The organism is Kribbella monticola, from assembly GCF_003261635.1.
GTDB lineage: Bacteria > Actinomycetota > Actinomycetes > Propionibacteriales > Kribbellaceae > Kribbella > Kribbella monticola.
Window position 1 is genome coordinate 350,881 of record NZ_QFXK01000010.1, and the last position, 26,591, is coordinate 377,471.

Below are 26,591 nucleotides of genomic sequence, written 5' to 3' on the forward strand. Positions count from 1 at the left end.
TACAGGTGGCTGCGGTCTACAGCCGGGTGACCATCATCGGCCGGCAACGCCAGATGGACGCCGTCCTGCCGGTGGACGAGCCGCTGGGCCGGTTGATGCCGGACCTGTTGCGGATGCTCGGCGAGCCGATCGACCCGTCGCCGCGGCGCCGGTACCTGACCACGCCGACCGGCCAGACGGTCTCGCTCGAGCTCACCCTGGGCTCGGCGCAGATCGGTGACGGTTCCGTACTGCGGCTGGCGGCCGAGGGCGAGGTGCCACCCCCACCGACCGTGTACGACGTGGTCGAGGAGGCCGTCGACGACCTCGAGCGCCGCGGCACCACCTTCCAGCGCAAGCATCGGCACTGGGCTGCCGGTGCCGCGCTGATCTTCGCGTTGCTCGCCGGTGCGATCGCGCTGGCCCGGGCGGTCGACGGTGACGTGGCAGCCTTCGTGTTGCTGGTCGTTGCGATCATCACCGGTCTCGGTGGAGTGGTGCTCGGCCGCGCCGGACAGAAGACGACCGCGATCACTCTGCTCATCGTGACACCGATATTGCTCGGGATCGTGGCCTGGTCGCTCGGCAGCTCGGAGGACTGGTCGACGCCGATGCGGACCGGGATCGTCGCGCTCGGGCTGGCGCTCGGTCCGCTGCTGTTCGCGATGGCCGGCCTGGCCGGCGGCGGTCTGGTCGGCGGCGGTACGGCGATGATCTTCGCGCTGATCTGGATCGTCGGTGTGGCAGCTGGTGTGTCCAGCGAGAAGCTGAGCGCGCTGGTGGCTGTCGTGGCGGTGCTGCTGCTCGGCGTACTGCCGCGGCTCGCGCTGTCGATGTCCGGGCTCACCGCGCTGGACGACCGGCGGTCGAGCGGCAACGAGATCGGTCGGCCGGACGTCGAGTCGGCGCTGAACGCTGCACACGTGGGTCTGGCGCTCTCCGCGACGGCGATCGCGCTGTGGTCCGCCGCTGCCGGGATCGTGCTCGCGCTGCATGGGTCGGTCTGGACAGTGTCGATCGCTGCGCTGCTGGCGCTGCTGCTGTGTGCGCGTTCGCGCCTGTACCCGTTGGCCGCTGAGGTGCTCGGGTTGTTCACCGCTGCGGGGGTGATCGTCGCCGCGCTGGTCCAGGATCTGTCGCAGAAGTCGGTGGGTGGCACACTTGTAGCAGTCGGGCTACTCGTGGTGGTGGCGATGGTCGGTGCGTTCGGCCTGAGCTGGACGCCACAGGACCACGTGCAGGTCCGGCTCGGCCAAGTGCTGGACCAGATCCAGGTACTGGCCGTCGTAGCGCTGGTACCGCTGACCCTCGGAGCGTTCGGGGTCTTCAGCGGGCTGCTCAAAGTCTTCTGATCGGATGGTATGACCGGGCCGAACTGGCAGGCGGAGCTGATGAACCGCCTCGACGACGATTCCGCGGCGGATCCCACACCGGCCGCCGCGGCCCCGGTTGCTCCGACACCCGAGCCGGCTGAGCCGACGCAGGCCACCGCGCCTGAGCCGGCGGCGCCTCAGTCGGCCGCGCCTCAGTCGGCCGTGCCGACGCGGCCCGCCGCGCCGGCATCTGGGCCGACGATGCCGCCGCCTCCTCCGGCGACGGGGGAGGGGTGGGCCGGCCCGCAGCAGCAATACCCGCAGCAGCAGCCTGGGTATCAGCAGTACGCGCCGCAGCCGCAGTACGGACAGCAGTACCCGCAGCAGCCGCCGCCGTACCAGCAACCGCAGTACCCGGCGCAGCAGCAGCCGCAGTACCCGCCGCCGGCGTACGAGCAGCCGCCGTACGGGCCGCCGCCGCAGGTGCCGCCTGCGCCATACCAGCAGCCGTACGCCGAGCAGTACCCGCCGCAGCCCTACCAGGCACCGCAGTACCAACCGCCACCACCGCAGTACTACGAACCTCCGGCACAGCAGCAGGGCTGGCAGCAACCCCCACCGCCACAGCAACAGCAGCAGTGGGTCCAGCCGCCGCCTCCCCAGCAGCCGCAGTGGGAGCAGCCGCCCCCGCCCCAGCAGGCGCCTGCCCAACAATGGGTGCAGCCGCCACCGGCCGAACCGCCACCGCCCCAGCAATGGGGCCAACCGCCGGCAACTGAACAACAGCCACCCCCGCAGTGGCAGCAACCTCAGCAGCAGTGGGAACAACCGCCGGCCGAAGACGGCAGTTGGAACGCGCCGTCCGAGCCCGAAGCCGGCGGATGGAACGGTCCCGCCGCGGACGACGGTCCGGCCGCGCACGCTTACACGCCCGCCTACCAGGACCCGCTGGCCGGTCCGTTGCCCGCGGCAACTGGTTCGGTCGGCCTGCAGCACGAGGATCCGTCCGGCGGGTTCTTCCGCAAGATCGGCCGGTTCGCCGCCGAAGCGGCGTACATCGCCGGTGCGTCCGGCCGGATGCAGCGCGACGTGGAGAACATCGCGATCATCCGCCGCCCGATCGGCATCGGCCGGATGATCGGCGTCATCGGCCCCGTTCCGCAGAGCGGTACGTCGATCGTCACCGCGTTGCTCGCGGACGCGATCTCGTCGCAGCGCGGCGACATCGTGCTCGCCGTCGACGCCTTTCCGCTCGAAGCCAAACTCACCCACCGCCTCGACCAGAGCATCGCCAACACGCCCGGCTCGCGGGTCCAGCTCGCCCGCGCCGAACCGACCGCCGATGCGATCAGCGACGTCCTCGCCGCCCGGAACGTCGGCGGCGCCAACCAGATCCCGCTCTCCCTGGTCGACTGCCCGGCAGGTCTGTTCGAGGAAGCCACCGGGTACGTCGCCGGCGCGGCGCACGCCGTCGCGCTCGTCATCCCGTCCGCGCGCGAGGACGCGCTGAGCAGCATCAACCTGCTCGACCAACTGACGACGGACGGCCAGCACATGCTGGTCGACAAGGGTCTCGTGATCATCGCCGAGAACGTGCCCGACGATCCCGAGCCGGTCCGCTGGCTGCAGTCGGCCGTCTCGGACCGCGGCCTCGGGTACGTAGTACTGCCGTACGACGCCCACTTGGCGCGCGCCTGGCCGCTCCAGCCGGAGCGCCTCGAGCCCGCCACCCGCCGGGCGGTGCTCGAACTGGCTGCCCGGCTGGTCCAACGCGCCACCCGCTGAACCGATCGGCGGTTCCGCACGTTCCTGCTGACGTGGCCCGATTTGGCGGCCTCGGGTAGAACAGCAAATAGCAGAGCGTTCAACTACTTTGGCCAGGACTCTTGGAGGTCCAGATACATGAGCGACGACAGTACGACGGAACTCGGCCGGGCGATCGAGACCCTGCGGGACCGGCGAGCGGTGCTCCGCGGCGCGGCCGTGGCCGGACTGGCCGGGGTCGCCCTGCCGGTGCTCGCGGGCTGCGGTGACGACAGCAAGGCCGCCTCGGATCCGACCTCAGCGCCCAGTTCGGCGCCGTCTTCCGCGCCGTCCTCCGGGCCGTCTTCCAGCGCTCCGGCAACTGGCGACGCGGGACCGGTCCTCGGTCCGGTTTCGGACGTACCGGTCGGGGGCGGCAAGGTCTTCACCGACGCGAAGATCGTGGTGACCCAGCCGGCTGCCGGTCAGTTCAAGGCGTTCACGGCGGTCTGCACGCACGCGGGCTGTCTGGTGGCCACGGTGGAGAACAAGACCATCAACTGTCCTTGTCACGGCAGCAAGTACAGCGTCACCGACGGCAGCGTCGTGAACGGTCCTGCGCCGGCACCGCTCGCCGCGGTGAACGTTACGGTCAAGGGCGGCAACATCGTCGGCCCAGCGGCCTGACCCACCGACTGCGGAAGCCCTCAACTGCGGGAGCCCTCGGACAGGTGGCCGAGGGCTTCCGTGCTGTCTGTCGGATCAGCGCTGCGCTGCATCCACCTGGCCGACGAAGAGCAGTTTGTTCGGCGAGTCGGTGCCCGGGTTGGCGACCTTGTCCGGCGTGGCCGCGGCGACGAGCGCTGTGGCCACCTCGGCCGGCTTGGCGTCCGGGTGCTCGCTCAGGTAGAGCGCGATACCGCCGGTCACGTGCGGCGTGGCCATCGACGTACCGCTCATTCTGGTTGTCGCGTCCGGCGCGGTGATGCCGACCGACTCGATGTCGACGCCCGGTCCGAAGACGTCCACGCACTTGCCGTAGTTCGAGAAGGTTGCCTTGGCATCCTTGTCGTCGGTGGCGCCGACCGTGATCGCGTCCGGCTGGTCGGCCGGCGAGGCGGTGCAGGCGTCGGAATTGTCGTTGCCGGCAGCAACGGCGTACGTGATACCGGAGTCGATCGAGGCCTTCACCGCGGCGTCGAGCGCTTTGTCCGCGCCGCCACCGAGGCTCATGTTGGCGACGGCCGGTTTCCTGGCGTTCTTCGTCACCCAGTCGATGCCGGCGACGACGCTCTCGGTCGATCCGGAGCCGTTGCAGTCGAGCACCCGGACCGCGACGATCTTGGCGCCCTTGGCGAGGCCGAACCTCGTCCCGGCGATGGTGCCGGCGACGTGGCTGCCGTGGCCCATGCAGTCGACGCCGTTCTGGCCGTCGCCCAGGGTGTCGGTGCCGACCGACGCCCGCCCGCCGAAGTCCTTGTGTTCGGCGTAGATGCCGGTGTCGATGACGTACACGGTGACGTTGTCGGCCGTCGCCGAAGGATCGAACTTCTTGTCCAGCGGCAGATCTCGCTGGTCGACCCGGTCCAGGCCCCACGGCGGGTCGTCCTGGTACGCCGTGACCTTCTGGTTCTGCTGGACGAACGCAACCCGGGTGTCAGCGGCGACCTTCTTCGCCTGCTCCTCCGACATCGCCGCCGAGAAGCCCTTGAGAGCCGAGCTGAACTGCCGCCGCACCTTCACGCCGTACGACGTCGCCAGGCTCTGCGTGGTCACCCGAGTCTGCGTGGCCGACTGGTTGCCCGCGAGGACGACGACGTAGCTCCCGGGAATCGCCGTCGCGCTACCGGCGCCGCGGACGATCGCGCCGGCTGCGGCCGGTGGTGCCTCGCTTGCGGCTGCTGTGGCGACCAAGCCGGTCAGAACCAGGCTCGTGGCCGCGGCGATGCCGAGTACTCGTCTTGGTGAGATCAAAGGGTTCATGGGCGCAACTCCCTCGAGTCTGCGCTTGGCCCGGTTGCCTCACGCTCGGTCGTGCTCAACCACCCTGCGTGACAGGCTAGATCCGACGCTCATCCCAGCCTGGGATCAAACGAGGACTATGGGACAACCCGCAACACGACCTTCGCGCAATCGCAAGGTCTCGCCCGAGACGCGCCGACAGCACGGGAACAGGGGCTGACCGTGCTCGTTTTATTCAAGACCATCCGTCACTCCGCTCGTAGATTCGGATCATGGTCCGCCGGAGGCCTCGCGGCTGTTCGACACATGGGGAGGACGAAATGGAGATGGCGCGATGAGGATGTTGCACCTAGGACTGCGCGTGACCGATCTCGAGCTGTCGCTGGCGTTCTACCAGGCCATCGGTTACGAGGTCGTCGGCGCCGTGCCGGAAACGCCGATCGGGCATCTGGCCATGCTCAAGCTCCCCGACGACGAGTTCGTCACCCTCGAGCTCGTTCACGACGCCGAGCCGGTCGAACGCGGCACCGACCTGAGCCACCTCGTCGTACAGGTCGAGTCGATGGCCGGCACGCTCGGTCGGCTGGCCGATCGCGGGATCGAGCCGACCGCTCCTGGACACGAAGGCGACGACGGCTTGAAGACCACGTTCATCGCCGACCCGGACGGCCGCCGGATCGAGCTCGTCCAGTGGCCCGCGGGGCACGGCGACCGGATGACCCCCGCGGACTTCCAGACGAAGGGAAACGAGGATGGATAGGTCACCCCTGCGGCTCTACATGTCGATGTCGGTCGACGGGTACATCGCCGGGCCGGACGACCGGCCGGGTCAGGAACTCGGCCGCGACGGCGGGCGGCTGTTCAACTGGCTCGACGACCGGATGTCCGAGCGCGTCAACGGGCAGGTGTACGCCGAGGCCGTCGCCACCGGCGCCGTGATCTCCGGGCGGCGTACGTTCGAGCTCGCCAAGCGATGGAACGGCGACCACCACGACGGCGTACCGATCAACGTGCTCACCCATCACATCGACCCGGACGACGAGCCACCCGGCAGCGCGAAGTTCTACACCGACGTCAATGCCTGTGCCGCCGACGCGCGAGAGGCGGCCAAGGGTCGAGCCGTGCTGGTCCACGGCGCGGGTGCTGCACGGGCGCTGCTCGCGGCCGATCAGCTCGACGAGCTCGAACTGCATCTCGTCCCCGTACTGCTCGGAGGCGGCCGCCGCCTGTTCGAGCCGACCGGCCTCGGCCACGTCGAATTGGAGCCCATCCGTCGGCTCGAAGGTCGCGACGCCACCCACCTGCGCTATCGCGTGGTCCACCGAGAAGCGAACCAGCCATGAGCGCCGCACTACCGACGATCGACGCCCTCGACGCCCTCGACGCCCTCGGCGCCTGACCGCACCAGCCCCGGCCGCTCGCCGGTGCCTGACGCGGCAGCAAGGGGCGGAGCTCCACGCCATCAGTACTGCGGCTCGACGGGTGCCACTCGCCCAACGCCCGCGCTGTCCAGCGGTACTACGACGTGTGTCCACCGTCGCGACCACCCCAGCGTCGAGTACTGATGGCGCGGGCAAACCACCTCGAGGCTTGTCGGCGGGGCGAACTAGGGTTGGTGCGTGGCTGATCCTTCCTCCTATCGCCCGGCGCCGGGGTCGATTCCTGATTCGCCTGGGGTGTATCGCTTCAGCGATGCGTCCGGGCGGGTGATCTACGTCGGCAAGGCGAAGAACCTGCGCGCGCGACTGTCGTCGTACTTCCAGGACCTGGTGAATCTGCACCCGCGGACGCAGTCGATGGTGACGACGGCGGCGAAGGTCGACTGGACCGTGGTGGCCAACGAGGTGGAGTCGCTGCAACTGGAGTACTCCTGGATCAAGGAGTACGACCCGCGCTTCAACGTGAAGTACCGCGACGACAAGTCGTATCCGTGGCTCGCGATCTCGATGAACGAGGAGTATCCGCGGGTGATGGTCGGCCGCGGCCCCAAGAAGAAGGGCGTGCGGTACTTCGGTCCGTACAGCCACGCCTGGGCGATTCGGGAGACCGTCGACCTGCTGCTCCGGGTGTTCCCGATGCGCTCGTGCAGCAAGGGTGTGTTCAATCGGCACCGCCAGATCGGCCGCCCGTGTCTGCTCGGCTACATCGGCAAGTGCGCCGCGCCCTGCACGGGGCAGGTGAGCCAGGAGGAGCACCTCAAGATCGTCGAGGACTTCTCCGCCTTTCTGTCCGGCCAGACCGCGACGTACGTGCGCCGCCTGGAGAAGGAGATGAAGGCGGCCGCGGCCGAACTCGAGTACGAGCGGGCCGCCAAGATCCGCGACGACCTCGGCGCGCTGGAGAAGGCGCTCGCGAAGAACGCGGTCGTGCTCGGTGATGGCACCGACACGGATGTGGTCGCGCTTTCGGAAGACCCGCTAGAGGTCGCCGTACAGATCTTCTACGTCCGTGGCGGCCGGATCCGCGGCCAGCGGGGCTGGATCGCCGACAAGGCAGACGGTACGGCGACGACCGCCGACCTGGTGGAGCGGTTCATCCAGCAGATGTATGCGGGGGAGTCCACCGACACCATTCCGCGCGAGATCCTCGTGCCGACGTTGCCGGAGGATCTCGACGCGCTCACCGACTGGCTGTCGGGGCTGCGTGGTTCGCGGGTCGCGATCCGGGTGCCACAGCGCGGCGACAAGAAGGACCTGATGGCGACCGTCGAGCGGAACGCGCTGCAGACGTTGACCATGCACAAGACCAAGCGGGCCAGCGATCTCACCACCCGCAACCTGGCGCTGGAGGAGATCCAGGCGGCGCTCGACCTGCCGGAGGCGCCGCTGCGGCTGGAGTGCTACGACGTGTCCAACCTGCAGGGGACCGAGGTGGTCGCGTCGATGGTCGTCTTCGAGGACGGCCTGCCCCGCAAGTCGGAGTACAGGCGGTTCGTCATCAAGGGAGTCGAGGGGCAGAACGATGTCGCCTCGATCGCGGAGGTGCTGACCCGCCGGTTCAAGCGGCTGCTGGATGAGCGCGCCGCGACGCCGGAAGGCGAGGACCCGACCGCGAACCTGATCGATCCGGAGACCGGCCGCGCGAAGAAGTTCGTGTACGCGCCCGGGCTGGTCGTCGTCGACGGTGGTCCACCACAGGTGGCGGCCGCGCGGCAGGCGATGGACGAGCTCGGGCTCGGCGACATCCCGGTCTGCGGCCTGGCCAAGCGGCTGGAGGAGGTCTGGCTCCCCGACGACGAGGACCCGGTGATCTTCTCCCGTACGTCGGAAGGCCTCTACCTGCTCCAGCGGCTGAGAGACGAGGCGCACCGCTTCGCCATCACCCACCACCGCAACCGCCGGTCCAAGTCGATGGTCGAGAGCGTGCTGGACGAGGTTCCCGGCCTCGGCGAGGTGCGCCGCAAGACGCTGCTGCGGCACTTCGGGTCGCTGCGGAAACTGCGGCAGGCCTCGGTGGACGAGGTCGCGGAGCTGCCGGGGTTCGGACGTCGTACGGCGGAGTCGGTCGTCCTCGCGGTGAACTCGGCGGCAACGAAGGCCGACACCTCGCGGGCGCCGTCGGTGAACACGGCGACGGGCGAGATACTGGACGACGACGTCACGCCGGCCGGTGTGACCGACGGGGATCTGGCGACCGCGGATCGCCCGGACGGGGATTGACACGGGGAGAACTGAGAACTGATGGACGAGTCGAGCGGCAACCTCATCATCGTGTCCGGGATGTCCGGCGCGGGACGGAGTTCGGTCGCGGACGTACTGGAGGACCTCGGCTGGTTCGTGGTCGACAACCTGCCACCGATGTTCCTGACCACCATCGTCGAGCAGGTGGTCGGCACCGGGGCGTCGCCGCGGCTGGCGATCGTCGTCGACGTCCGGACCGGGATGTTCTTCGACGAGCTCGGCTCGGCGCTGGAAGACCTGCGGGCCAAGGGATACCGGCCGCTGACGCTGTTCCTGGAGGCCTCCGACGACGTGATCGTGCGCCGGCAGGAGAGCGTCCGCCGGCCGCACCCGTTGCAGGGCGACGGCCGGTTGCTGACCGGGATCGAGCGCGAACGCGAACTGCTCGGCGACATCCGGGCCGGCGCCGACCTGGTGATCGACACCTCGAACCTGAACATCCACCAGCTCGCCGCGCGGATCGTGAACGCCTTCGGCGACGAGGAGAAGATCGAGCTGCGGGCGACCGTGGTGTCGTTCGGGTTCAAGTACGGCATCCCGGTCGACGCCGACGTGGTGGCCGACATGCGGTTCGTACCGAACCCGTTCTGGCAGCCCGACCTGCGCCCGATGACCGGGCAGGACAAACCTGTGTCAGACTTCGTGCTCGGTCATCCGCTGGCCCAGCAGTTCCTGCAGAACTATGTGGACGTGCTGGACACGCTGCGGACCGGATATCTGAACGAGGGCAAGCGGTTCGTCACGGTCGCGATCGGCTGCACCGGTGGGAAACACCGGAGCGTCGCGATGGCCGAGGAGATCGCGAAGAGGCTGCGGGAGAAGGGTTCACCGACCTTGGTCGTGCACAGGGATCTCGGGCGGGAGTGAACGCTTAGTGTCACGGGCTCCACGGGTCGTCGCGCTGGGTGGTGGGCACGGCCTGGCCGCCTCGCTGTCCGCACTGCGCCACGTCACCGACCAGCTGACCGCGGTCGTCACGGTCGCCGACAACGGTGGCTCCTCCGGGCGGCTCCGGCGCGAGCTCGGCGTACTGCCTCCCGGTGATCTCCGGATGGCGCTGGCGGCGTTGTGTCGCGACGACGAGTGGGGCCGGACGTGGGCCAGCGTGCTCCAGCACCGGTTCCGCAGTGACGGCGAACTGCACGACCACGCCGTCGGCAATCTGCTCATCGTCGCGCTGTGGGAGTTGCTCGGCGAAGCCGTCGACGGGCTCGACTGGGTGGGCAGACTGCTCGGCGCACAAGGGCGCGTGCTGCCGATGTCGGCCGTTCCGCTCGACATCACCGCGCGGGTGATCGGCCTCGACCCGCTGTACCCCGAGGTGATCACCGAGATCCGCGGCCAGGCCGAGGTGGCGACGACCGAGGGCAAGGTGGTCGACGTCGCGCTCGACCCGGCCGATCCGCCGGCCTGCCCGGAGGCACTGGTCGCGATCGCCGAGGCCGACTGGGTGGTGGTCGGCCCCGGCTCCTGGTTCACCTCGGTGATTCCGAACCTGCTGGTCCCGGCGCTCGCGCACGGCCTGCAGGCGACGAACGCGCGCCGCCTGGTGACGCTGAACCTCGGCGAGCAGAAGGGCGAGACCGACGGCTTCTCCCCGGAGACCCACCTGGAGGTCCTCGCCGCCCACGCCCCCGAACTCCGCATCGACGTGGTGCTGGCCGACGAAGGCCACGTCCCCGACCCGGCCTCCCTTCGCCGTACGGCGAACTCCCTCGGCGCCGACCTCGTCATCGCCGACATCGCCGCCGACGACCGCCACCTCCACCACGACCCAACCAAGCTGGCGAAGGTCTACCGAGAGATCTTCGACTAGGTCACTTCGGGAACACCGGCTGGTGCGGCTCGATGTGGTCGAGCTGGCAGTGCGCGTTCCCCGTGCAGACCGGTGGCTTGGGCGCGGGGTTCTCCGGGTTCGAGTCGAACCTGGCGATCTCCTTGCCGTCGGCGCCGTAGTAGATCGCCCAGATCGGCTTGTTCGGCAGGTAGTTCACGTGCTCCCGGGTGAACCACAGGAACCAGCCGTTCTTGGTGGTGGCCACGGATCGAGTGCCGTCAGGCAGCTCGAAAACGATCTTGTCCACACCCGCGGGCACCTTGCCCCATGCGCCGTTGGGCCACGTCGTCACCCGGTACGGCTGCTCCGCGAACCACTTGGTCGCTTCGCGGTTGTAGGTGTCGTGCGGTTCGCCCTTGTCACTGTTGTAGGCGCAGAAGGTGTACCGCAGACGGTCGGGGGAGAGCAGGATCGCTCTGAACCAGTGAGCCTGCCCCTGGCTGACCTCGACCGACCAGTTGGTCACGGGATCGGTGCCACCACCAGCCTTGTTCCCGACCCCATCGCGGGCCGAGGAGTCCTGGGCATTGCAGAGCGCCCGGATCTGGGCAGTGGTGAAGTTGGTCGCCGCAGGTGGTTGCGCCACCCAAGTGATCTGCTTGGCGGTGACCATGCCGGTCGGGCCGGAGGCGGGCTGGATCCCGCCGCCGTTGTTCCTCGCCACGTCACCGCCGGTCCAGATGGCGACAGCGGTCACGAAGGCGCCGGCGGTGACCGCACCTGCTGCTACCGCCCCGGCCCGGCGAAGACGCTGCCCGCGCCGACCCCGGCGTACGACGTCGTCGATGGAGTACTCCAGTGGCTGGGCGGTGTCGTCGGCGGCGTCGGCCAGCAGGTCTTTGATCTCGGTGGTCATGACAGGACCTCTTCCCGGTCGTTGGCGGGCTCGTCGAGCTCCGGACGGTTGAGCAGGTGACGCAGGGTGGCAAGACCGCGGGAACTCTGGCTCTTGACGGCACCGGCGCCGATGTCGAGGGCGGTCGCGGTGTCCTCGATGCTGAGGTCGGCGTAGTACCGCAGCACCACGCAAGCGCGCTGGCGTGGTGGCAGCCGGGTCAGGGCCTCCACCACCAGGAGGCGGTCGTCGATCGTCCCGACCGCGTCGGCCAGCAACTCCTCGACCGGTTGGTCCACGACGTGCTCCCGGCGCCAGGGCTTCTTGGCCTGGTCGAGCACGACCGACACCACGGCTTTGTGCGCGTAGGTGTTCAGGCCGCCGCCGTGGTCCAGGCGGTTCCACGCCTTGTAGACGCGGACCAGCGCGTCCTGGGCCGCGTCCTCGGCTCGGTGCCAGTCGCCGCACATCAGATACGCCGTACGCCGGAGCCGGCGGACGGCCGCGGTCGCGAACTCGGTGAAGTCCACCTCGTCACGTCTTCGCATTCGGCAACTCCTCTCATCGCCCCAAGGAACGACACCACCCACCGGAAAGGTTGCCGCCCCCCGTAACGAGCGACCGCACCCAAGAGTTGGAACCATGCGGACACGACGGTTTCCGACAGCTCGCCGTCTCCGCGCCGTTGGTTGTTTCGGGTGGTATCGACAAGGGTCTTTGACAGCTCGCCGTCTCCGCGCCGTTGGTCGTTTCGGGTGGTATCGACAAGGGTCTTTGACAGCAGTGGGAGGATTCACTACATGGCGATGACAGCACAGGTGAAGTCCGAGTTGACCAGTATTCAGGTCACGAAACCCTGCTGCCGCAAGGCTGAAGTGTCTTCGGTACTACGGTTCGCCGGCGGACTGCATCTGGTCTCGGGCCGGATCGTGGTGGAGGCCGAACTCGACAGCGGCGCAGCGGCTCGCCGGCTTCGCAAGGACATCGCCGAGATCTTCGGTCACCCGTCGGACGTGGTGGTGATCTCCCCGTCCGGTATCCGCAAGCAGACGAAGTACGTCGTACGGGTTGTTCGGGACGGCGATGCGCTGGCTCGGCAGACCGGGCTCGTCGACAACCGTGGCCGTCCGGTACGCGGACTGCCTCCCGCGGTTGTCTCGGGTGCCTCCTGTGACGCGGTCGCCGCCTGGCGGGGTGCGTTCCTGGCACACGGCTCGTTGACCGAGCCCGGCCGCTCGTCGTCGCTCGAGGTGACCTGTCCCGGCCCCGAGGCGGCCTTGGCTCTGGTCGGCGCCGCTCGTCGTCTGGGGATCGGTTCCAAGGCTCGTGAGGTCCGCAATGTGGACCGCGTGGTGATCCGTGACGGCGACGCGATCGGCGCGCTGCTCACCCGGCTCGGCGCGCACGAGTCGGTGCTCGCTTGGGAGGAGCGCCGGATGCGTCGCGAAGTACGGGCGACGGCGAACAGGCTGGCCAACTTCGACGACGCGAACCTGCGCCGCTCCGCGCGGGCAGCCGTCGCCGCCGGTGCCCGGGTCGAGCGCGCGCTCGAGATCCTCGGCGACGACGTACCGGACCACCTGCAGGTCGCCGGCAAGCTGCGGCTGGAGCACAAGCAGGCCAGCCTCGAGGAGCTCGGCCAGCTGCACGAGCCCGCTCTCACCAAGGACGCGGTGGCCGGCCGGATCCGCCGCCTGCTGGCGATGGCCGACAAGCGCGCCGCCGACCTCGGCATCCCCAACACCGAGGCCAACCTCACCCCCGACATGCTCGACCCTGCCTGATCCGCAGGCACCAGTCCATCAACTGGTCTTCACGTGACGGCCCCGGGGAATTCCCGGGGCCGTCGCGCGTTCGGTGGTCTGGTCCGGTAGCTACTCGCCGGTCCTGGTGGTCTGCTGTGGATAGCACCAGTGAGCCGGGTGGGCACTTGGGCTAGTGTTTCGGGTGTAGCGGCAGTGCTCGAAAGCTAGTTTGAGGAGACGTAGTCCCGTGACCGTTCGCGTAGGTATCAACGGCTTCGGCCGGATCGGCCGTAACTTCTTCCGCGCCGTTCAGGCGTCCGGTGCCGACATCGAGGTCGTCGCCGTCAACGATTTGACCGACAACCAGACCCTCGCCCACCTGCTGAAGTACGACTCGATCCTGGGCCGCTTCCCCGGTGACGTGACCGCCACCGAGGATGACATCACCGTCGGCGGCCACACCTTCAAGGCGTTCGCCGAGCGGGACCCCGCCAACCTCAAGTGGTCTGATGTGGGCGCCGACGTGGTGATCGAGTCGACCGGCTTCTTCACCGACGCCACCAAGGCCAAGACGCACGCCGACAACGGTGCCAAGAAGGTCATCATCTCCGCCCCGGCGAAGAACGAGGACCTGACCGTCGTGATGGGTGTGAACCACGAGCTGTACGACGCGGACAAGCACACCGTCATCTCGAACGCGTCCTGTACGACGAACTGCCTCGCCCCGATGGCCAAGGCCATCCACGACGAGTTCGTCATCCAGCAGGGCCTGATGACCACGATCCACGCCTACACCCAGGACCAGAACCTGCAGGACGGCCCGCACAAGGACCTGCGTCGCGCCCGCGCCGCGGCCCTGAACATCGTGCCGACCTCGACCGGTGCCGCCAAGGCGATCGGCCTGGTGCTGCCGGAGCTCAAGGGCAAGCTCGACGGCTACGCGCTGCGCGTCCCGGTCCCGACCGGTTCCGCCACCGACCTGACCATCACCGTGGGCCGCGAGACCTCGGTCGAAGAGGTCAACGCCGCCGTCAAGGCCGCCGCGGAAGGTGCGCTCAAGGGCTACCTGAAGTACACCGAGGACGAGATCGTGTCGACCGACATCGTCACCGACCCGGCCTCCTGCATCTTCGACGCCGGCCTGACCAAGGTGCTCGGCAACCAGGTGAAGGTCGTCGGCTGGTACGACAACGAGTGGGGCTACTCCAACCGCCTCGTCGACCTGGTCAACTACGTCGGCGCCTCGCTCTGACGTTCCACTCCTGACGTTGCGTCCGAAGAACTGTGCCCTCTGACCCACAGTTCTTCGGACGTTAGCGATTTCTGGCGAAGGAAGCAGCAACTGTGAAGACCATCGAAGACCTCGGTGACGTAGCGGGCCGCAGGGTGCTGGTGCGCTCCGACCTCAACGTGCCGATCGAAGGCGACAAGATCGGTGACGACGGCCGCATCCGGGCCAGCCTGCCGACCCTGGTGAAGCTGGCCAAGGCGGGCGCCAAGGTGATCGTCACCGCGCACCTGGGCCGCCCCAAGGGCAAGCCGAACCCGGAGTTCACGCTGGCCCCGGTGGCCAAGCGGCTCGGTGAGCTGCTGGAGCCCGAGGGCATCACCGTCCGTTTCGCCGCCGACGTGACCGGCGACAGCGCGCAGGAAGCCGTCCAGGAGCTGGACGAGGGCGAGGTCCTGCTGCTGGAGAACGTCCGGTACGACCCGCGCGAGGAAAGCAAGGACGAGGCCGAGCGCGGTGCGCTGGCCGACGAGCTCGCCGGTCTGGCCGACGTGTTCGTCAGTGACGGCTTCGGCGTAGTACACCGCAAGCAGGCCAGCGTGTACGACGTGGCCCGCAAGCTCCCGCACGCCGCCGGTGGCCTGGTGCTCGCCGAGGTCGAGGTGCTGAAGAAGCTCACCGAGGACCCGGCCCGTCCGTACGTCGTCGTCCTCGGTGGCGCGAAGGTCTCCGACAAGCTCGCCGTGATCGACAACCTGATCGCCAAGGCCGACAAGTTGCTGATCGGTGGCGGCATGGTCTTCACGTTCCTCAAGGCGCAGGACCACGAGGTCGGCAAGAGCCTGCTCGAGGACGACCAGCTCGACGCGGTCAAGGGCTACCTGGAGACGGCGAAGGCCAAGGGCGTCGAGATCGTGCTGCCGACCGACATCGTGGTCGCGCCCGAGTTCAAGGCCGACGCGCCCGCGACCGTGGTCGCTGCCGACGCGATCCCGGCCGACCAGCTCGGCCTGGACATCGGCCCGGACTCCGGCAACGCGTTCGCCGCCCAGATCGCGGCTGCGAAGACCGTGTTCTGGAACGGCCCGATGGGCGTCTTCGAGCTGGAGGCGTTCGCCGGTGGAACCAAGGCCGTCGCGCAGGCGTTGACCGAGGTGGACGGGCTCAGCGTGGTGGGTGGTGGCGACTCGGCCGCCGCCGTACGGCAGCTGGGCTTCGCCGACGATCAGTTCGGGCACATCTCCACCGGCGGTGGCGCTTCGCTCGAATACCTGGAGGGCAAAGAGCTCCCCGGTCTTGCTGTGCTGGAAGAGGACTGAACTAAAGATGGCTGATAACGCTGCCCGTACGCCGTTGATGGCGGGCAACTGGAAGATGAACGTCAACCACGTCGAGGCCGTGCACCTGCTGCAGAAGCTGAGCTGGACGCTGCAGGACAAGAAGCACGACTTCGAGCGGGTCGAGGTAGCCGTGCTGCCGCCGTTCACCGACATCCGCAGCGTGCAGACGCTCGTCGACGGCGACCGGATGAAGATCGTGTACGGCGCGCAGGACATCTCCCAGCACGACGAGGGCGCCTACACCGGCGAGATCTCGGCGGCGATGCTGGCCAAGCTCGGCTGCAGCTACGTGCTGGTCGGGCACTCCGAGCGCCGGCAGTACCACGGCGAGGACGACGCGCTGGTGAACGCCAAGGCCGTCAAGGCACTGGCCGCCGGCATCACGCCGATCGTCTGCGTGGGTGAGGGGCTGGAGGTCCGCAAGGCCGACGGGCACGTGGCGCATTGCGTGCAGCAGATCGACGGCGCGTTCGCCGGGCTGAAGGCGGACGACGTGCGCAAACTGGTGATCGCGTACGAGCCGGTCTGGGCGATCGGTACCGGCGAGGTCGCCACCCCGGAGGACGCACAGGAGGTCTGCGCCGCGATCCGGGCCCGGCTGGAGGAGACCTTCTCGCCGTCCGTGGCCGATTCGGTACGGATTCTGTACGGGGGGTCGGTGAAGATGAGCAGCGCAGGTGGCATCATGGCCCAGCCGGATGTCGACGGCTGCCTGGTGGGCGGTGCAAGCCTTAAGGTGGACGAGTTCGCCGGTATCTGCCGTTACCTGGACCTTCAGTTAGGCTACTCCTCGTGATTCTCGCTTTTCAGATCGTCGTCGTCATCTGCAGCCTGATCCTCACGCTGCTCGTGCTGCTGCACAAAGGCCGCGGTGGTGGCCTTTCCGACCTGTTCGGTGGTGGGGTCTCGTCCAGCCTGGGCGGTTCCTCGGTCGCCGAGCGGAACCTCGACCGGATCACGATCGGCGTCGGCCTGATCTGGTTCGCGGCCATCGTCGCGCTCGGCCTGCTGTACAAGCTCGGCTGAGAGGGGAGTAGCTCCCATGCCTGGTGGTGGCAGTGCGATTCGAGGTAGCCGGGTCGGCGCCGGACCGATGGGCGAGGCGGAGCGCGGCGACACCGCGCCCCGGCAGCGCGTCGTGTTCTTCTGTGCCAACGGACACGAGACCGCGACGGTTTTCGCGGTCGAGGCAGCGGTCCCGGAGGCCTGGGACTGTCCGAGGTGTGGTCTGCCGACCAGCACCGACGTCAACAACCCGCCGCCGCCCACCAAGATCGAGCCGTACAAGACGCACCTCGCCTATGTGAAGGAGCGTCGCAGCGAGACCGAAGCGGCCGAGATCCTCGAAGAGGCCCTCGAGAAGCTCCGCGCTCGCCGCGCCCGCGGCGAAGTCATCTTCTGAGCAACGACAAAACCCGGGCACCCTGGAGAAGGGCCGCCCGGGTTTCGTTGTGCCTCAGGAAGACCCGGGCTTTTGATGTGTCTCCGAGAGCACCCGGGCTGATCGAGAACGACACCGATCAGGTAGCGCTTGCGCTACCCCAGCGGTACACCCAGCGCGCTGTCGGGGCTGTCGGCGGTCGCCTAACTTGAGCGCATGACAGCCACTGCTCCAGGCGGCGACAGTGCCGATCCGACCAAGAGTCCTGTTGTGATCACCACCACCGCCCGGCGGCGTGACGCTGGGCTCCTCGTGATCGCAGGTTTGCTGGTCGTCGCGTTCTTCATCGTCCCGCCGCTGCTAGCCCCCGGCCGGGTGGACGATTTCCCTCGCGCATTTGCTGCCTATTGGTCGTCGGGCGGTGGCAAGGACTTCCCTCCTGACCTCCAACACCTCGTCGACCACCAGTTCCGCTACCACCTTGTGCGCGTGCTGATCGCCCTGCCGCTGCTCGCGGTGCTGGTGGCAACGGCGGTCCGGCTCCGGCGGTTCCGGCTGCCGCTCGGGGCGCTCGCGCTCGTCACGGCCGTGCTGCTGATCGAGAACGTCCAGGGATTCGTATCGCCCTTCGGCACGCTGCTGCCGAATCTGGCGTCCGGCCCCGCCGACGAGCTGGCCGCCGTCCTGACCCAGGTGCGCGACCAGCTCTCGACCGGCCGGCTGTCGCCCGCCCTGGACGTGATGCTCGACGAGTACGTGCGGTGGCACGTGGTGAAGGCCGTGCTGGCCTGCATCGTGGGCGCCGTGCTCATCGGCCTGTCGGTGGCGGCGTGGCGCAGACGTCGCTGGGTCAGCCTGCTCACGGCAGTGCCAGCCGTGGTCATGCTGTTGGCCGTGGTCGCCAACGTGACGACCGTGGCCAACCCCCACCCGGGGTTCCTGTTGCTCCTCAAGGGCAGTTTGTGAGCCGGTATCGTCAGGACAGCTGGGAAGCTGCCGCGTCGTCGATCAGCCACAGGGTCCGGTCGTGGCCCTTTGGGATCGCAGCCGGAAGGTCCGCACCGGAGACGGACTTGGCGACGGCCTCGGCCTTGTCCTCGCCGGACACCACGAACCAGACCTCGCGTGCCCGGGCCAGCGTCGCGAAGGTCAGTGACACTCGCGTTGGCGGAGGCTTGGGGGAGTCGTGGACCGCGACCGCCCACCGGTCTTTCTCGGCCAGTTCCGGGTAGCCGGGGAACAGCGACGCCACGTGCCCATCCGGCCCGACGCCCAGCATCAGTACGTCGAAAGTCCGCACTCCGCTGGCCGCCAGTTCGGATGCGTAGGCCTCAGCCGCCGCCTCCGCCCCCTGGCCGCTGTCAGCTGCCATCGGGTGCACCCGCGCCGGATCGACGTCGACGTGCGACAGCAGGGCGTCCCGAGCCTGGGTTTCGTTGCGCTCCGGATCGCCGTCGGGCAAGAAGCGTTCGTCACCCCACCAGAACTCCACCCGGCGCCAGTCGATCGCGTGCCGTGCCGGCGACTCCGCCACGGCTCCGTAGACCTTTGCCGCGACGCGGCCCCCGGTGAGCACCACTTGCGCGATGTCGCCGGCGGCCTGGACGTCGATCAGCCGGGTGATCAGCCTGGCCGCGACGGCGTGGACCAGGCCCTCGGCGTCGCGGTTGAGCAGGATCTCGGGCGAACTCATCAGCGGCCCGCCACCTTCTTCGCCGCCGCCTTCCGGGCCGGCGCCTTCTTCGCGACGGCCTTCTTGGCGGTGACCGACTTGCGCGCCGACTTCGCCGCCGCGCTGGCCTTCTTGGCAGGCGTCTTCTTGGCCGCGGTCTTCCGTCCGGCCGTCTTCTTGGCGGCAGAAGACTTCTGAGCGGACGAGGACGCCTGGCCCCCACCCGACCGGGCGGCGGCCTCGAGCTCCGGCGAGGCGGCCTTGCCCGAGACCTTCGTCGTACGGGCCGCTGCCTTCTCGGCCGCGGTCTGGGCGGATCGCCGGTCGACGTCGCTGACAGTCTTCGCCGACGCGGGCATCTTCTCCCGCTCGACGAGGCATCCGAGCGTTTGCGCGTACACGTCGTCCGGGTCGAGCCGCCGTAGCTCCTCGCTCAGCAGCTCCGAGGTGTTCCGCCGCTTCAACGCGACGGGCCGGTCCGGCTGGCCAGGAATGCTGAACGTCGCCACCGCACCGTCCGGTCGCGTCAACGCGATCGGACCCGCCGGCGTGAACATCCGTACGGCGGTGATGCCGGGTCCTCGCGAGTTCCGCTGCTCCACCGGTACGCCGAGGCGGCACTGCAGCCAGGCAGCCATCAGATCGGCACTCGCGTTGCCCTTGGCCGACACCACCTCGGCACCGGTCACCTTCGTCGGGTACTGGTCGAGCGCCGCGGCCATCAAGGCCCGCCACGGCGTCAACCGGCTCCACGCGAAGTCGGTGTCGCCTGGCGCATAGCCCTCAGCCCGCGCGGTGAAGTCCGCCGAGCCTCGCCGGGTCGCGGCCGCATCGGTGACCCGGCGACGGCCGAGTGCGCCGAGCGGGTCCTCGTTCGGAACCTTCGGCCCGCCTCCTGGCCACCAGACGATGACGGGGGAGTCGGGCAGCAGCAGCGGGGTGATGACGGACTCGGGCACCTTGGCCAGCTCGCCGTGCAGCCGCAGCAACACCGCCTCGCCCGGAATCCCTTCACCGACGCGTACTTCGGCGTCGAGGCCACCCGCGCCCCGCCCGGGCCGCAGGATCGCCACGAGCACCCGCGACGGGTGCTCGCGACCGGCCTCGTTCGCCGCCTTCATCGCGTCGTGGTGGGAGGCCTCGTCGACGACGACCACGATGGTGCCGACCATGCCCATCGCCGGGGAGCCGGCGTTGCGGCGGGCCTTCAGCAGGGCCGAGGCGATCTCGGCCGACGTGGTGCTGGTGAGGTCGATGATCATGGCCGCCTCCAGGCGCGTCCGTCGCGGGCGAGCATCTCGTGAGCGGAGTCGGGTCCCCAGGCACCGGAAGCGTACTGCTCCGGTTTGCCGTGCTCGGCCCAGTAGTTGATCACCGGGTCGAGGATCTTCCAGCCGAGCTCCACCTCGGTGTGCTGCGGGAACAACGGCGGGTCGCCGAGCAGTACGTCGAGGATGAGCCGCTCGTACGCCTCGGGGGAGGACTCGGTGAAGGACCCGCCGTACGCGAAGTCCATGTTCACGTCGCGGATCTCCATCATCGTGCCGGGGACCTTCGCCCCGAACCGCATCGTGATGCCCTCGTCCGGCTGGATCCGCATCACCAGGGCGTTCTGGCCGAGTTCCTCGGTCTCCGTCTTGGTGAACGGCAGGTGCGGCGCGCGCTTGAACATCACGGCCACCTCGGTGACGCGACGTCCCAGCCGCTTGCCGGTCCGCAGGTAGAACGGAACACCGGCCCAGCGGCGGGTGTCCACGTCGACGCGCAGCGCGGCGAAGGTCTCTGTCGCGGAGTCGGCAGGGATCCCGTCCTCCTGCAGGTAGCCCTTCACCTTGGTGCCGCCGGCCCAGCCTGCGGCGTACTGACCGCGGGCGGTGTGCAGGTCGAGGCGCTCCGGCAGCTTGACGGCTGCCAGCAGCTTCTTCTTCTCCTGGCGCAGTGACCAGGCGTCGAAGCTGACCGGCTCCTCCATCGCGATCAGCGCGAGCAGCTGGAGGAGGTGGTTCTGGATCACGTCCCGGGCGGCGCCGATGCCGTCGTAGTATCCGGCGCGGCCGCCGATGCCGATGTCCTCGGCCATCGTGATCTGCACGTGGTCGACGTAGTGGCTGTTCCAGACCGGCTCGAACATGGCGTTGGCGAACCGCAGCGCCAGCATGTTCTGGACGGTCTCCTTGCCCAGGTAGTGGTCGATCCGGAAGACCGCCTCGGGCGGGAAGACCGACTCGACCACCCGGTTCAGTTCCCGGGCGCTCTTCAGGTCGTGCCCGAACGGCTTCTCGATCACCACCCGGCGCCACGAGCCCGGGGTCTCCTTGGTCAGCCCGTGCTCGTTCAGCTGCTGCACGACCTGCGGGAACAGCCCCGGCGGGATGGACAGGTAGAAGGCGTGGTTGCCACCCGTACCGCGGTTGACGTCGAGCTCGTCCACGGTTTCCTTCAGCCGCTTGAACGCCTCGTCGTCGGTGAGGTCACCCGGAACGAACCGGAATCCCTCGGCAAGCTGCTGCCAGACCTCCTCGCGGAACGGCGTCCGCGCGTGCTCCTTGACCGAGTCGTGCACGATCTGGGCGAAGTCCTGGTTGCTGAAGTCACGCCGGGCGAAGCCGACCAGGGCGAAACCGGGCGGCAACAGGCCCCGGTTCGCCAGGTCGTACACGGCCGGCATCAGCTTCTTGCGGGCCAGGTCTCCGGTGACGCCGAAGATCACCAGGCTGCAAGGCCCGGCGATCCTGGGGAGCCGTCGGTCCTGGGGATCCCGCAGCGGGTTCACCGGGGCGGTGGGCTCCTCGTCGAGCTCTGCGGTCATGCGCCGCCGTCCTCCGATTTGTCAGGTGCGTCGAGTAGGGAGATCAGCTGCTCCACGCCGGCGGCGGGATCGGTGAGGTGCAGCCGTAGTACGGGCCGGCCACGGTCGGCCAGTACGCCGGCGTCGCCCGCGGCCTGGGCCGAGATCAGCGTGCCGAACGAGAACGGGCGGTCGGGGATCTCGACGTCGGCCGATTCCGACGAGGTGATCTGCAGGAACACGCCCTGCGGGTGGCCACCCTTGTGGTACTGACCGGTGGAGTGCAGGAATCGCGGTCCCCAGCCGAATGTGACCGGACGGCCGGTACGGCTGCTCAGAGCAGGCCGGATGGCGATCAGGTTCTCGTCGCGCTCGGAGTCCAAGTAGGCCATCACGGCGAGGTAGCCGTCGTCGCCGAGCTTGCTCAGCAGCGAGTCGAGCGCACCCTTGACCGTGTCGACGCCGTCGAGCAGGTCCTCGGTCGCCCGAACCTCTACAGCTCCGTCGGTGAAGGCAGCGGCCTCGGGCTCCGGCTGCGCGTCCAGCAGCCCACGAGCGGCCTTCTTGGCGCTCTCTACATCCGGCTGGTCGAACGGGTTGATCCCGAGCAGGTAACCGGCCACAGCAGTGGCCGTCTCCCACAACAGCATCTGTCCGCCGAGCGAACCGGAGGTCAGAGCAGTCGGTACGTCGCTGGTCGCCTTGTCGGCCAGCAGCGCGTTGACGATGTCGGGCGCGTCGCTGTGCAGCTCCGGTGCGTGCAGGCCCTTCACTGCGACGGGCAACACCCCCGTGCCGTTCTTACCGGTGCTCTCGGCAATCAACTGCTCGGCCCAGTCCGGGAACCCGACGATGTCAGTGCCGTCGGCAGTGATGATCGCCTTGTCCCGGCCCGCACTGCCGGCCAGTACTGCGCCCAGCAGGAGCGCCGGGTTGTCCGCAGAGTCGGCCTGCAACGCGGGAGCGGCCTCGGCCGCCTGGTCCAGCAGCTCAGCGATGTCGGCGCCCGCAAGCCCCGACGGGACGAGCCCGAAGGCGGTGAGCGCGCTGTAGCGCCCACCGACGTTCGGGTCGGCCAGGAAGGTCTTGCGGTAACCCTCGTCGGCCGCGAGCTTCTCGAACGGCGAGCCCGGGTCGGTCACGACGACGACCCGCGAAGCCGCGTCGATCCCGGCATCCTTGAACGCCTTGACGAACACGCGCCGCTGACTGTCGGTCTCCACCGTGCCGCCCGACTTGCTCGACACGACGATCACCGTGCGCTGCAGGTCGCCGGCCAGCGCCCGCGCGATCACGCTCGGGTTGGTCGAGTCCAGGACGACGAGCTCGACGCCGGCCGTCTTGGTGATGACCTCGGGAGCGAGCGAGGAACCGCCCATGCCCGCGAGCACGATCCGATCCAGGCCCTCGGCGCGCAGGTCGGCCTGCAGCGCCTCGATCTCGGCCAGCAGCGGCCGCGAGGTGTCGTGCAGGTCGACCCAGTTGAGCCGGATCGCCGACTCGGACTCGGCCTCCGGACCCCAGATGGTGGCGTCCTTGGCCGCGATCCGGGAGGCGATCTTCTCCGCGACGAGCCGCTCGATCGTCTCGGCCCACTCGCCGTTGACTGCGGTGACGGTCGGAGTGCTCACTTGGCGGCCGCCTTGAGGGCCGACGTGACGGTGTCCTGCAGCTCGGTCCAGGAGGCGTCGAACTTGCTGACACCCTCGTCCTCGAGCACCTGCACGACCTCGTCGTACGAGATGCCCAGCGCCTCGAGGTCGGCGATCACCTTACGGTCGGCGTCGTAGTCGCCGCGGACCGTGTCACCCGGCACCTCGCCGTGGTCGGCGAACGCCTCGATCGTTGCCTGCGGCATCGTGTTGACGACGCCGTTGGTGATCAGCTGCTCGACGTACATGGTGTCCTTGTACGCCGGGTCCTTGACGCCGGTGGAGGCCCACAGCGGGCGCTGCGGCTTGGCGCCGGCGGTCTCGATCTCGCGCCAGCGGTCGGACGAGAAGATCTCCTCGTACGCCTCGAAGGCGAGCCGGGCGTTCGCGATCGCCGCCTTGCCCCGCAGGGCTTTCGCCTCATCGGTGCCGATGGCATCGAGTCGCTTGTCGACCTCGGTGTCCACCCGGCTGACGAAGAACGAGGCGACGCTGCCGAGCTTGGTGACGTCGTGCCCGTTGTCGATCGCCTTCTCGACGCCGGTCAGGAACGCGTCCACGACCGCCTTGTAGCGCTCCAGCGAGAAGATCAGCGTCACGTTCACACTGATGCCCTGGGCAAGCGTCTCGGCGATCGCCGGGATGCCTTCCTTGGTGGCCGGGATCTTCACGAACACGTTCTCCCGGCCGACGGTGTCCCACAGCTCCTTGGCCTGGGCGATCGTCTTGGCGGTGTCGCGGGCCAGCCCGGGCTCGACCTCGATCGAGACCCGGCCGTCGACCCCCTCGGAGTCGTCGTAGACCGGCTTGAACAGGTCGGCGGCGTTCCGGACGTCGTCGGTGGTGATCACCCGGATCGCCTGGTCGGTCGAGACGCCGTCGGCAGCCAGGGTGTGCACCTGGTCGGCGTACGCGTTCGCGTCGGAGATGGCCTTGGCGAAGATCGTCGGGTTGGTGGTCACCCCGCTGATGTGCTGGTCGTGGATCAGGGTTTCCAGGCTGCCGCTGGTGAGCCGCTGCCGGGAGAGGTCGTCGAGCCAGATGGAAACCCCGGCGTCGGCGAGGTCTTTCAAACGATCGGTCATGTCCGAAGCCCTCCGAAATGTTCTGTTGTGGATGTTCAGTTCTTGGGCGCGGCGTAGGTGTCGGCCGGTCCGACCGGCCCGGCTGCTGCCCGGCTCGGCGCAACACCGCTGCCACCGAGTTCGGCGGCCGCCGCGATGCTGTCCTTGGCTGCCTGTACGACGGCCTCGGCGGTGATGCCGAACTCCGTGTACAGCCGCTGGTAGTCGGCCGAGGCGCCGTAGTGCTCCAGGCTCACGGTCCGCCCGGCGTCACCGACGATCTCGCGCCAGCCCAGCTTGATCCCGGCCTCGACCGAGACCCGGGCCCGTACGCCGGCCGGGATGACCGACTCGCGGTACGCGTCGTCCTGCTCGTCGAACCACTCGCGGGAGACCAGCGACACGACCCGGGCCTTGATGCCCTCGTCGGCCAGCGTCTTGCGGGCCTCGACGGCGAGCTGCAGTTCCGACCCGGTGCCGATCAGGATCACGTCCGGGGTGCCCTCGGTGTCGAGCAGCGTGTAACCACCCTTGTGCACGTTCTCCGTGGTCGCGTAGCCGTCCGTACCGCGCGGGTAGGTCGGCACGTTCTGCCGGGTCAGCACCAGGCCGGCCGGACGATCGGTGTGCTCGAGGATCGTCGCCCACGCGGCCGCCGTCTCGTTCGCGTCGGCAGGCCGGACCACGTCGAGGCCGGGGATCGCGCGCAGCGCGGCCAGGTGCTCCACCGGCTGGTGCGTCGGACCGTCCTCGCCGAGGCCGATCGAGTCGTGCGTCCAGACGTAGGTCACGGGCAGCTTCATCAGCGCGGCCAGCCGGACCGCCGGACGCATGTAGTCGCTGAAGACGAGGAACGTGCCGCCGTACGGGCGGGTGCGGCCGTGCAGGGCGATGCCGTTCAGGATCGAGCCCATACCGTGCTCGCGGATCCCGAAGTGCAGGACCCGGCCGTACTCGTTGCCCTGGAACTCCTTGGTGGCGTGCTCGGCCGGGATGAACGACGGCTGCCCCTTCGGGGTGGTGTTGTTCGAGCCCGCCAGGTCGGCCGAACCGCCCCACAGCTCGGGCAGCTCCGGCGCGATCTTGGTCAGCACCTCACCGGAGGCCGCGCGGGTGGCGACGCCCTTCGCATCGGCCTCCCAGCTCGGCAGCGCGTCCCGCCAGCCCTTCGGCAGCTCCCGCTTGCCCAGCCGGTCGAACAGCTCGGCCTCCTCGGGCGCCGCGGTCTTCCACGCGTCGAACTTGGTGGTCCACTCGTCCTGCAGCGCCTTGCCACGCTCGACGGCCTTGCGGGTGTGCTCGATGACGTCCGCTGCGACCTCGAAGTTCTGCTCGGGGTCGAAGCCGAGGATCTTCTTGGTCGCGGCGACCTCGGCGGCGCCCGCGGCCGAGCCGTGGATCTTGCCGGTGTTCTGCGCGTTCGGGGCCGGCCAGCCGATGATCGTGTGCAGCCGGATGAAGGTCGGCTTGTCGGTGACCGCGTGACCGGCCTCGATCGCGTCGTACAGCGCCTGCACGTCTTCCTCGTAGCCGGTGCCGCCGTTGGTCCAGTCGACGTCGTGGACATCCCAGCCGTACGCCGCGTAGCGCGCCGCCACGTCCTCGGAGAACGCGATGTTCGTGTCGTCCTCGATGGAGATCTTGTTGGCGTCGTAGATCACCGTCAGGTTGCCGAGCTTCTGGTGACCCGCGAGCGAGGAGGCCTCCGACGAGACGCCCTCCTCCAGGTCGCCGTCCGAGGCGATCACGTAGACGCGGTGATCGAACGGGCTCTGGCCGGCGCCGGCGTTCGGGTCGAAGAGGCCACGCTCGCGGCGGGCGGCCATCGCCATCCCGACCGCGTTGCCGACACCCTGGCCGAGCGGACCGGTGGTCGTCTCGACGCCCGGGGTGTGCTGGTACTCCGGGTGGCCCGGCGTCGCGCTGCCCCACGTCCGCAGGGACTTCAGGTCGTCGAGCTCCAGGCCGAAGCCGGCCAGGTAGAGCTGGATGTAGAGCGTCAGGCTGGAATGCCCGGCCGACAGCACGAAACGGTCCCGCCCGGCCCAGTGCGGGTCGGCGGGGTTGTGCCGCATCACCTTCTGGAACAGCAGATAGGCGGCCGGCGCGAGGCTCATCGCCGTACCGGGGTGGCCGTTACCGACCTTCTCCACAGCATCCAGCGCGAGCACGCGTACGGTGTCGACCGCACGCTTGTCGAGCTCGGTCCAGTCAAGCTTGGGGCTGGTCTTCTCCGTCACGCCGGCGGCGCTCCTCTCGATGGCTGCGAACACTGCTCTGTCGGTGTCCGAGGGACCGGCCGGACCCGTGGGTCCCGTGCCGTGAGCGCCCCCGCGCTGCACCGTGTGCGAGCCTACTCGCCCGGCCGTCTC

Annotated in this window: 24 protein-coding genes; 15 read left to right on the forward strand and 9 right to left on the reverse strand. The window is 68.9% G+C overall.

Annotation, left to right across the window (positions count from 1 at the left end; translation table 11 throughout):
* Nucleotides 1-5 precede the first annotated feature (5 nt).
* The 3 genes from eccD (at nucleotide 6) to DIZ26_RS07625 (ending at nucleotide 3,722) form a co-directional block, all read left to right on the forward strand.
* Complete coding sequence (eccD, locus tag DIZ26_RS07615) at nucleotides 6-1,331, forward strand: type VII secretion integral membrane protein EccD (protein ID WP_112238972.1); 1,326 nt, start codon at nucleotides 6-8, stop codon at nucleotides 1,329-1,331.
* Between the two features lie 9 nt (nucleotides 1,332-1,340).
* On the forward strand, nucleotides 1,341-3,077 hold the full coding sequence (locus DIZ26_RS07620; protein WP_112238973.1) for a MinD/ParA family ATP-binding protein: 1,737 nt from the start codon (nucleotides 1,341-1,343) through the stop codon (nucleotides 3,075-3,077).
* A 117-nt stretch (nucleotides 3,078-3,194) separates the two neighbouring features.
* Nucleotides 3,195-3,722, forward strand: a complete 528-nt coding sequence (locus tag DIZ26_RS07625) for a Rieske (2Fe-2S) protein (RefSeq protein ID WP_112238974.1) — start codon at nucleotides 3,195-3,197, stop codon at nucleotides 3,720-3,722.
* A 75-nt stretch (nucleotides 3,723-3,797) separates the two neighbouring features.
* Here the strand turns inward: DIZ26_RS07625 and DIZ26_RS07630 are convergent, their stop codons facing one another.
* Nucleotides 3,798-5,018 (reverse strand): S8 family peptidase, encoded by a 1,221-nt coding sequence (locus tag DIZ26_RS07630; RefSeq protein WP_112238975.1) that lies wholly within the window; start codon nucleotides 5,016-5,018, stop codon nucleotides 3,798-3,800.
* A 313-nt stretch (nucleotides 5,019-5,331) separates the two neighbouring features.
* On the opposite strand from DIZ26_RS07630, the gene DIZ26_RS07635 reads away from it, so the two are divergent.
* The 5 genes from DIZ26_RS07635 (at nucleotide 5,332) to DIZ26_RS07655 (ending at nucleotide 10,493) form a co-directional block, all read left to right on the forward strand.
* Nucleotides 5,332-5,757: a VOC family protein gene (locus DIZ26_RS07635; RefSeq protein ID WP_112238976.1), complete on the forward strand. Its 426-nt coding sequence runs from the start codon at nucleotides 5,332-5,334 to the stop codon at nucleotides 5,755-5,757.
* On the forward strand, nucleotides 5,750-6,340 hold the full coding sequence (locus tag DIZ26_RS07640; protein WP_112238977.1) for a dihydrofolate reductase family protein: 591 nt from the start codon (nucleotides 5,750-5,752) through the stop codon (nucleotides 6,338-6,340). Before DIZ26_RS07635 ends, DIZ26_RS07640 begins: the two co-directional genes overlap by 8 nt.
* Before the next feature lie 276 nt (nucleotides 6,341-6,616).
* A complete protein-coding gene (uvrC, locus tag DIZ26_RS07645) occupies nucleotides 6,617-8,656 on the forward strand; it encodes an excinuclease ABC subunit UvrC (RefSeq protein ID WP_112238978.1) in 2,040 nt (679 codons plus the stop codon).
* A 21-nt stretch (nucleotides 8,657-8,677) separates the two neighbouring features.
* Nucleotides 8,678-9,544 carry an RNase adapter RapZ gene (gene rapZ / locus DIZ26_RS07650; protein WP_112238979.1) on the forward strand — a complete coding sequence of 289 codons (867 nt, stop codon included), beginning with the start codon at nucleotides 8,678-8,680 and terminating at the stop codon, nucleotides 9,542-9,544.
* A 7-nt stretch (nucleotides 9,545-9,551) separates the two neighbouring features.
* Nucleotides 9,552-10,493, forward strand: a complete 942-nt coding sequence (locus DIZ26_RS07655) for a gluconeogenesis factor YvcK family protein (protein ID WP_112238980.1) — start codon at nucleotides 9,552-9,554, stop codon at nucleotides 10,491-10,493.
* A 1-nt stretch (nucleotide 10,494) separates the two neighbouring features.
* Here the strand turns inward: DIZ26_RS07655 and DIZ26_RS07660 are convergent, their stop codons facing one another.
* Together DIZ26_RS07660 and DIZ26_RS07665 are read right to left on the reverse strand one after the other, a co-directional pair.
* The gene (locus DIZ26_RS07660; RefSeq protein ID WP_112238981.1) at nucleotides 10,495-11,370 is read right to left on the reverse strand and encodes a hypothetical protein; all 876 of its coding nucleotides are present in this window, start codon (nucleotides 11,368-11,370) and stop codon (nucleotides 10,495-10,497) included.
* Nucleotides 11,367-11,897 carry a SigE family RNA polymerase sigma factor gene (locus DIZ26_RS07665; protein ID WP_112238982.1) on the reverse strand — a complete coding sequence of 177 codons (531 nt, stop codon included), beginning with the start codon at nucleotides 11,895-11,897 and terminating at the stop codon, nucleotides 11,367-11,369. The genes DIZ26_RS07660 and DIZ26_RS07665 overlap by 4 nt, the downstream gene beginning before the upstream one ends.
* Before the next feature lie 252 nt (nucleotides 11,898-12,149).
* Here DIZ26_RS07665 and whiA point away from each other — a divergent pair, with 252 nt between their 5' ends.
* The 7 genes from whiA (at nucleotide 12,150) to DIZ26_RS07700 (ending at nucleotide 18,009) form a co-directional block, all read left to right on the forward strand.
* A complete protein-coding gene (gene whiA / locus DIZ26_RS07670) occupies nucleotides 12,150-13,133 on the forward strand; it encodes a DNA-binding protein WhiA (RefSeq protein ID WP_112238983.1) in 984 nt (327 codons plus the stop codon).
* 208 nt (nucleotides 13,134-13,341) lie between these two features.
* Nucleotides 13,342-14,346: a type I glyceraldehyde-3-phosphate dehydrogenase gene (gene gap / locus DIZ26_RS07675; protein ID WP_112238984.1), complete on the forward strand. Its 1,005-nt coding sequence runs from the start codon at nucleotides 13,342-13,344 to the stop codon at nucleotides 14,344-14,346.
* Between the two features lie 92 nt (nucleotides 14,347-14,438).
* Nucleotides 14,439-15,641, forward strand: coding sequence for a phosphoglycerate kinase (locus tag DIZ26_RS07680; RefSeq protein ID WP_112238985.1), 1,203 nt, complete (start codon nucleotides 14,439-14,441; stop codon nucleotides 15,639-15,641).
* A 7-nt stretch (nucleotides 15,642-15,648) separates the two neighbouring features.
* Complete coding sequence (gene tpiA, locus DIZ26_RS07685) at nucleotides 15,649-16,458, forward strand: triose-phosphate isomerase (protein ID WP_112238986.1); 810 nt, start codon at nucleotides 15,649-15,651, stop codon at nucleotides 16,456-16,458.
* Complete coding sequence (gene secG, locus DIZ26_RS07690) at nucleotides 16,455-16,688, forward strand: preprotein translocase subunit SecG (RefSeq protein WP_077013974.1); 234 nt, start codon at nucleotides 16,455-16,457, stop codon at nucleotides 16,686-16,688. The genes tpiA and secG overlap by 4 nt, the downstream gene beginning before the upstream one ends.
* Nucleotides 16,689-16,704: 16 nt before the next feature.
* Nucleotides 16,705-17,064 carry an RNA polymerase-binding protein RbpA gene (locus tag DIZ26_RS07695; RefSeq protein ID WP_112238987.1) on the forward strand — a complete coding sequence of 120 codons (360 nt, stop codon included), beginning with the start codon at nucleotides 16,705-16,707 and terminating at the stop codon, nucleotides 17,062-17,064.
* Between the two features lie 249 nt (nucleotides 17,065-17,313).
* Nucleotides 17,314-18,009, forward strand: coding sequence for a hypothetical protein (locus DIZ26_RS07700; RefSeq protein WP_157979639.1), 696 nt, complete (start codon nucleotides 17,314-17,316; stop codon nucleotides 18,007-18,009).
* 10 nt (nucleotides 18,010-18,019) lie between these two features.
* On the opposite strand, the gene pgl is transcribed toward DIZ26_RS07700, so the two are convergent.
* The 6 genes from pgl to tkt are packed head-to-tail and all read right to left on the reverse strand — an operon-like array spanning nucleotide 18,020 to nucleotide 26,459.
* Entirely contained in the window at nucleotides 18,020-18,736 is a 717-nt protein-coding gene (gene pgl, locus DIZ26_RS07705; protein ID WP_112238989.1) for a 6-phosphogluconolactonase, read from the reverse strand.
* Entirely contained in the window at nucleotides 18,736-19,977 is a 1,242-nt protein-coding gene (locus tag DIZ26_RS38575; RefSeq protein ID WP_112238990.1) for a glucose-6-phosphate dehydrogenase assembly protein OpcA, read from the reverse strand. Before DIZ26_RS38575 ends, pgl begins: the two co-directional genes overlap by 1 nt.
* On the reverse strand, nucleotides 19,974-21,524 hold the full coding sequence (gene zwf / locus DIZ26_RS07715) for a glucose-6-phosphate dehydrogenase (protein WP_112238991.1): 1,551 nt from the start codon (nucleotides 21,522-21,524) through the stop codon (nucleotides 19,974-19,976). The genes DIZ26_RS38575 and zwf overlap by 4 nt, the downstream gene beginning before the upstream one ends.
* The gene (locus DIZ26_RS07720) at nucleotides 21,521-23,134 is read right to left on the reverse strand and encodes a glucose-6-phosphate isomerase (protein ID WP_112238992.1); all 1,614 of its coding nucleotides are present in this window, start codon (nucleotides 23,132-23,134) and stop codon (nucleotides 21,521-21,523) included. Before DIZ26_RS07720 ends, zwf begins: the two co-directional genes overlap by 4 nt.
* Nucleotides 23,131-24,240: a transaldolase gene (gene tal / locus DIZ26_RS07725; protein ID WP_112238993.1), complete on the reverse strand. Its 1,110-nt coding sequence runs from the start codon at nucleotides 24,238-24,240 to the stop codon at nucleotides 23,131-23,133. Before tal ends, DIZ26_RS07720 begins: the two co-directional genes overlap by 4 nt.
* Before the next feature lie 35 nt (nucleotides 24,241-24,275).
* Nucleotides 24,276-26,459, reverse strand: coding sequence for a transketolase (tkt, locus tag DIZ26_RS07730; RefSeq protein WP_112239125.1), 2,184 nt, complete (start codon nucleotides 26,457-26,459; stop codon nucleotides 24,276-24,278).
* Between the last annotated feature and the right edge of the window lie 132 nt (nucleotides 26,460-26,591).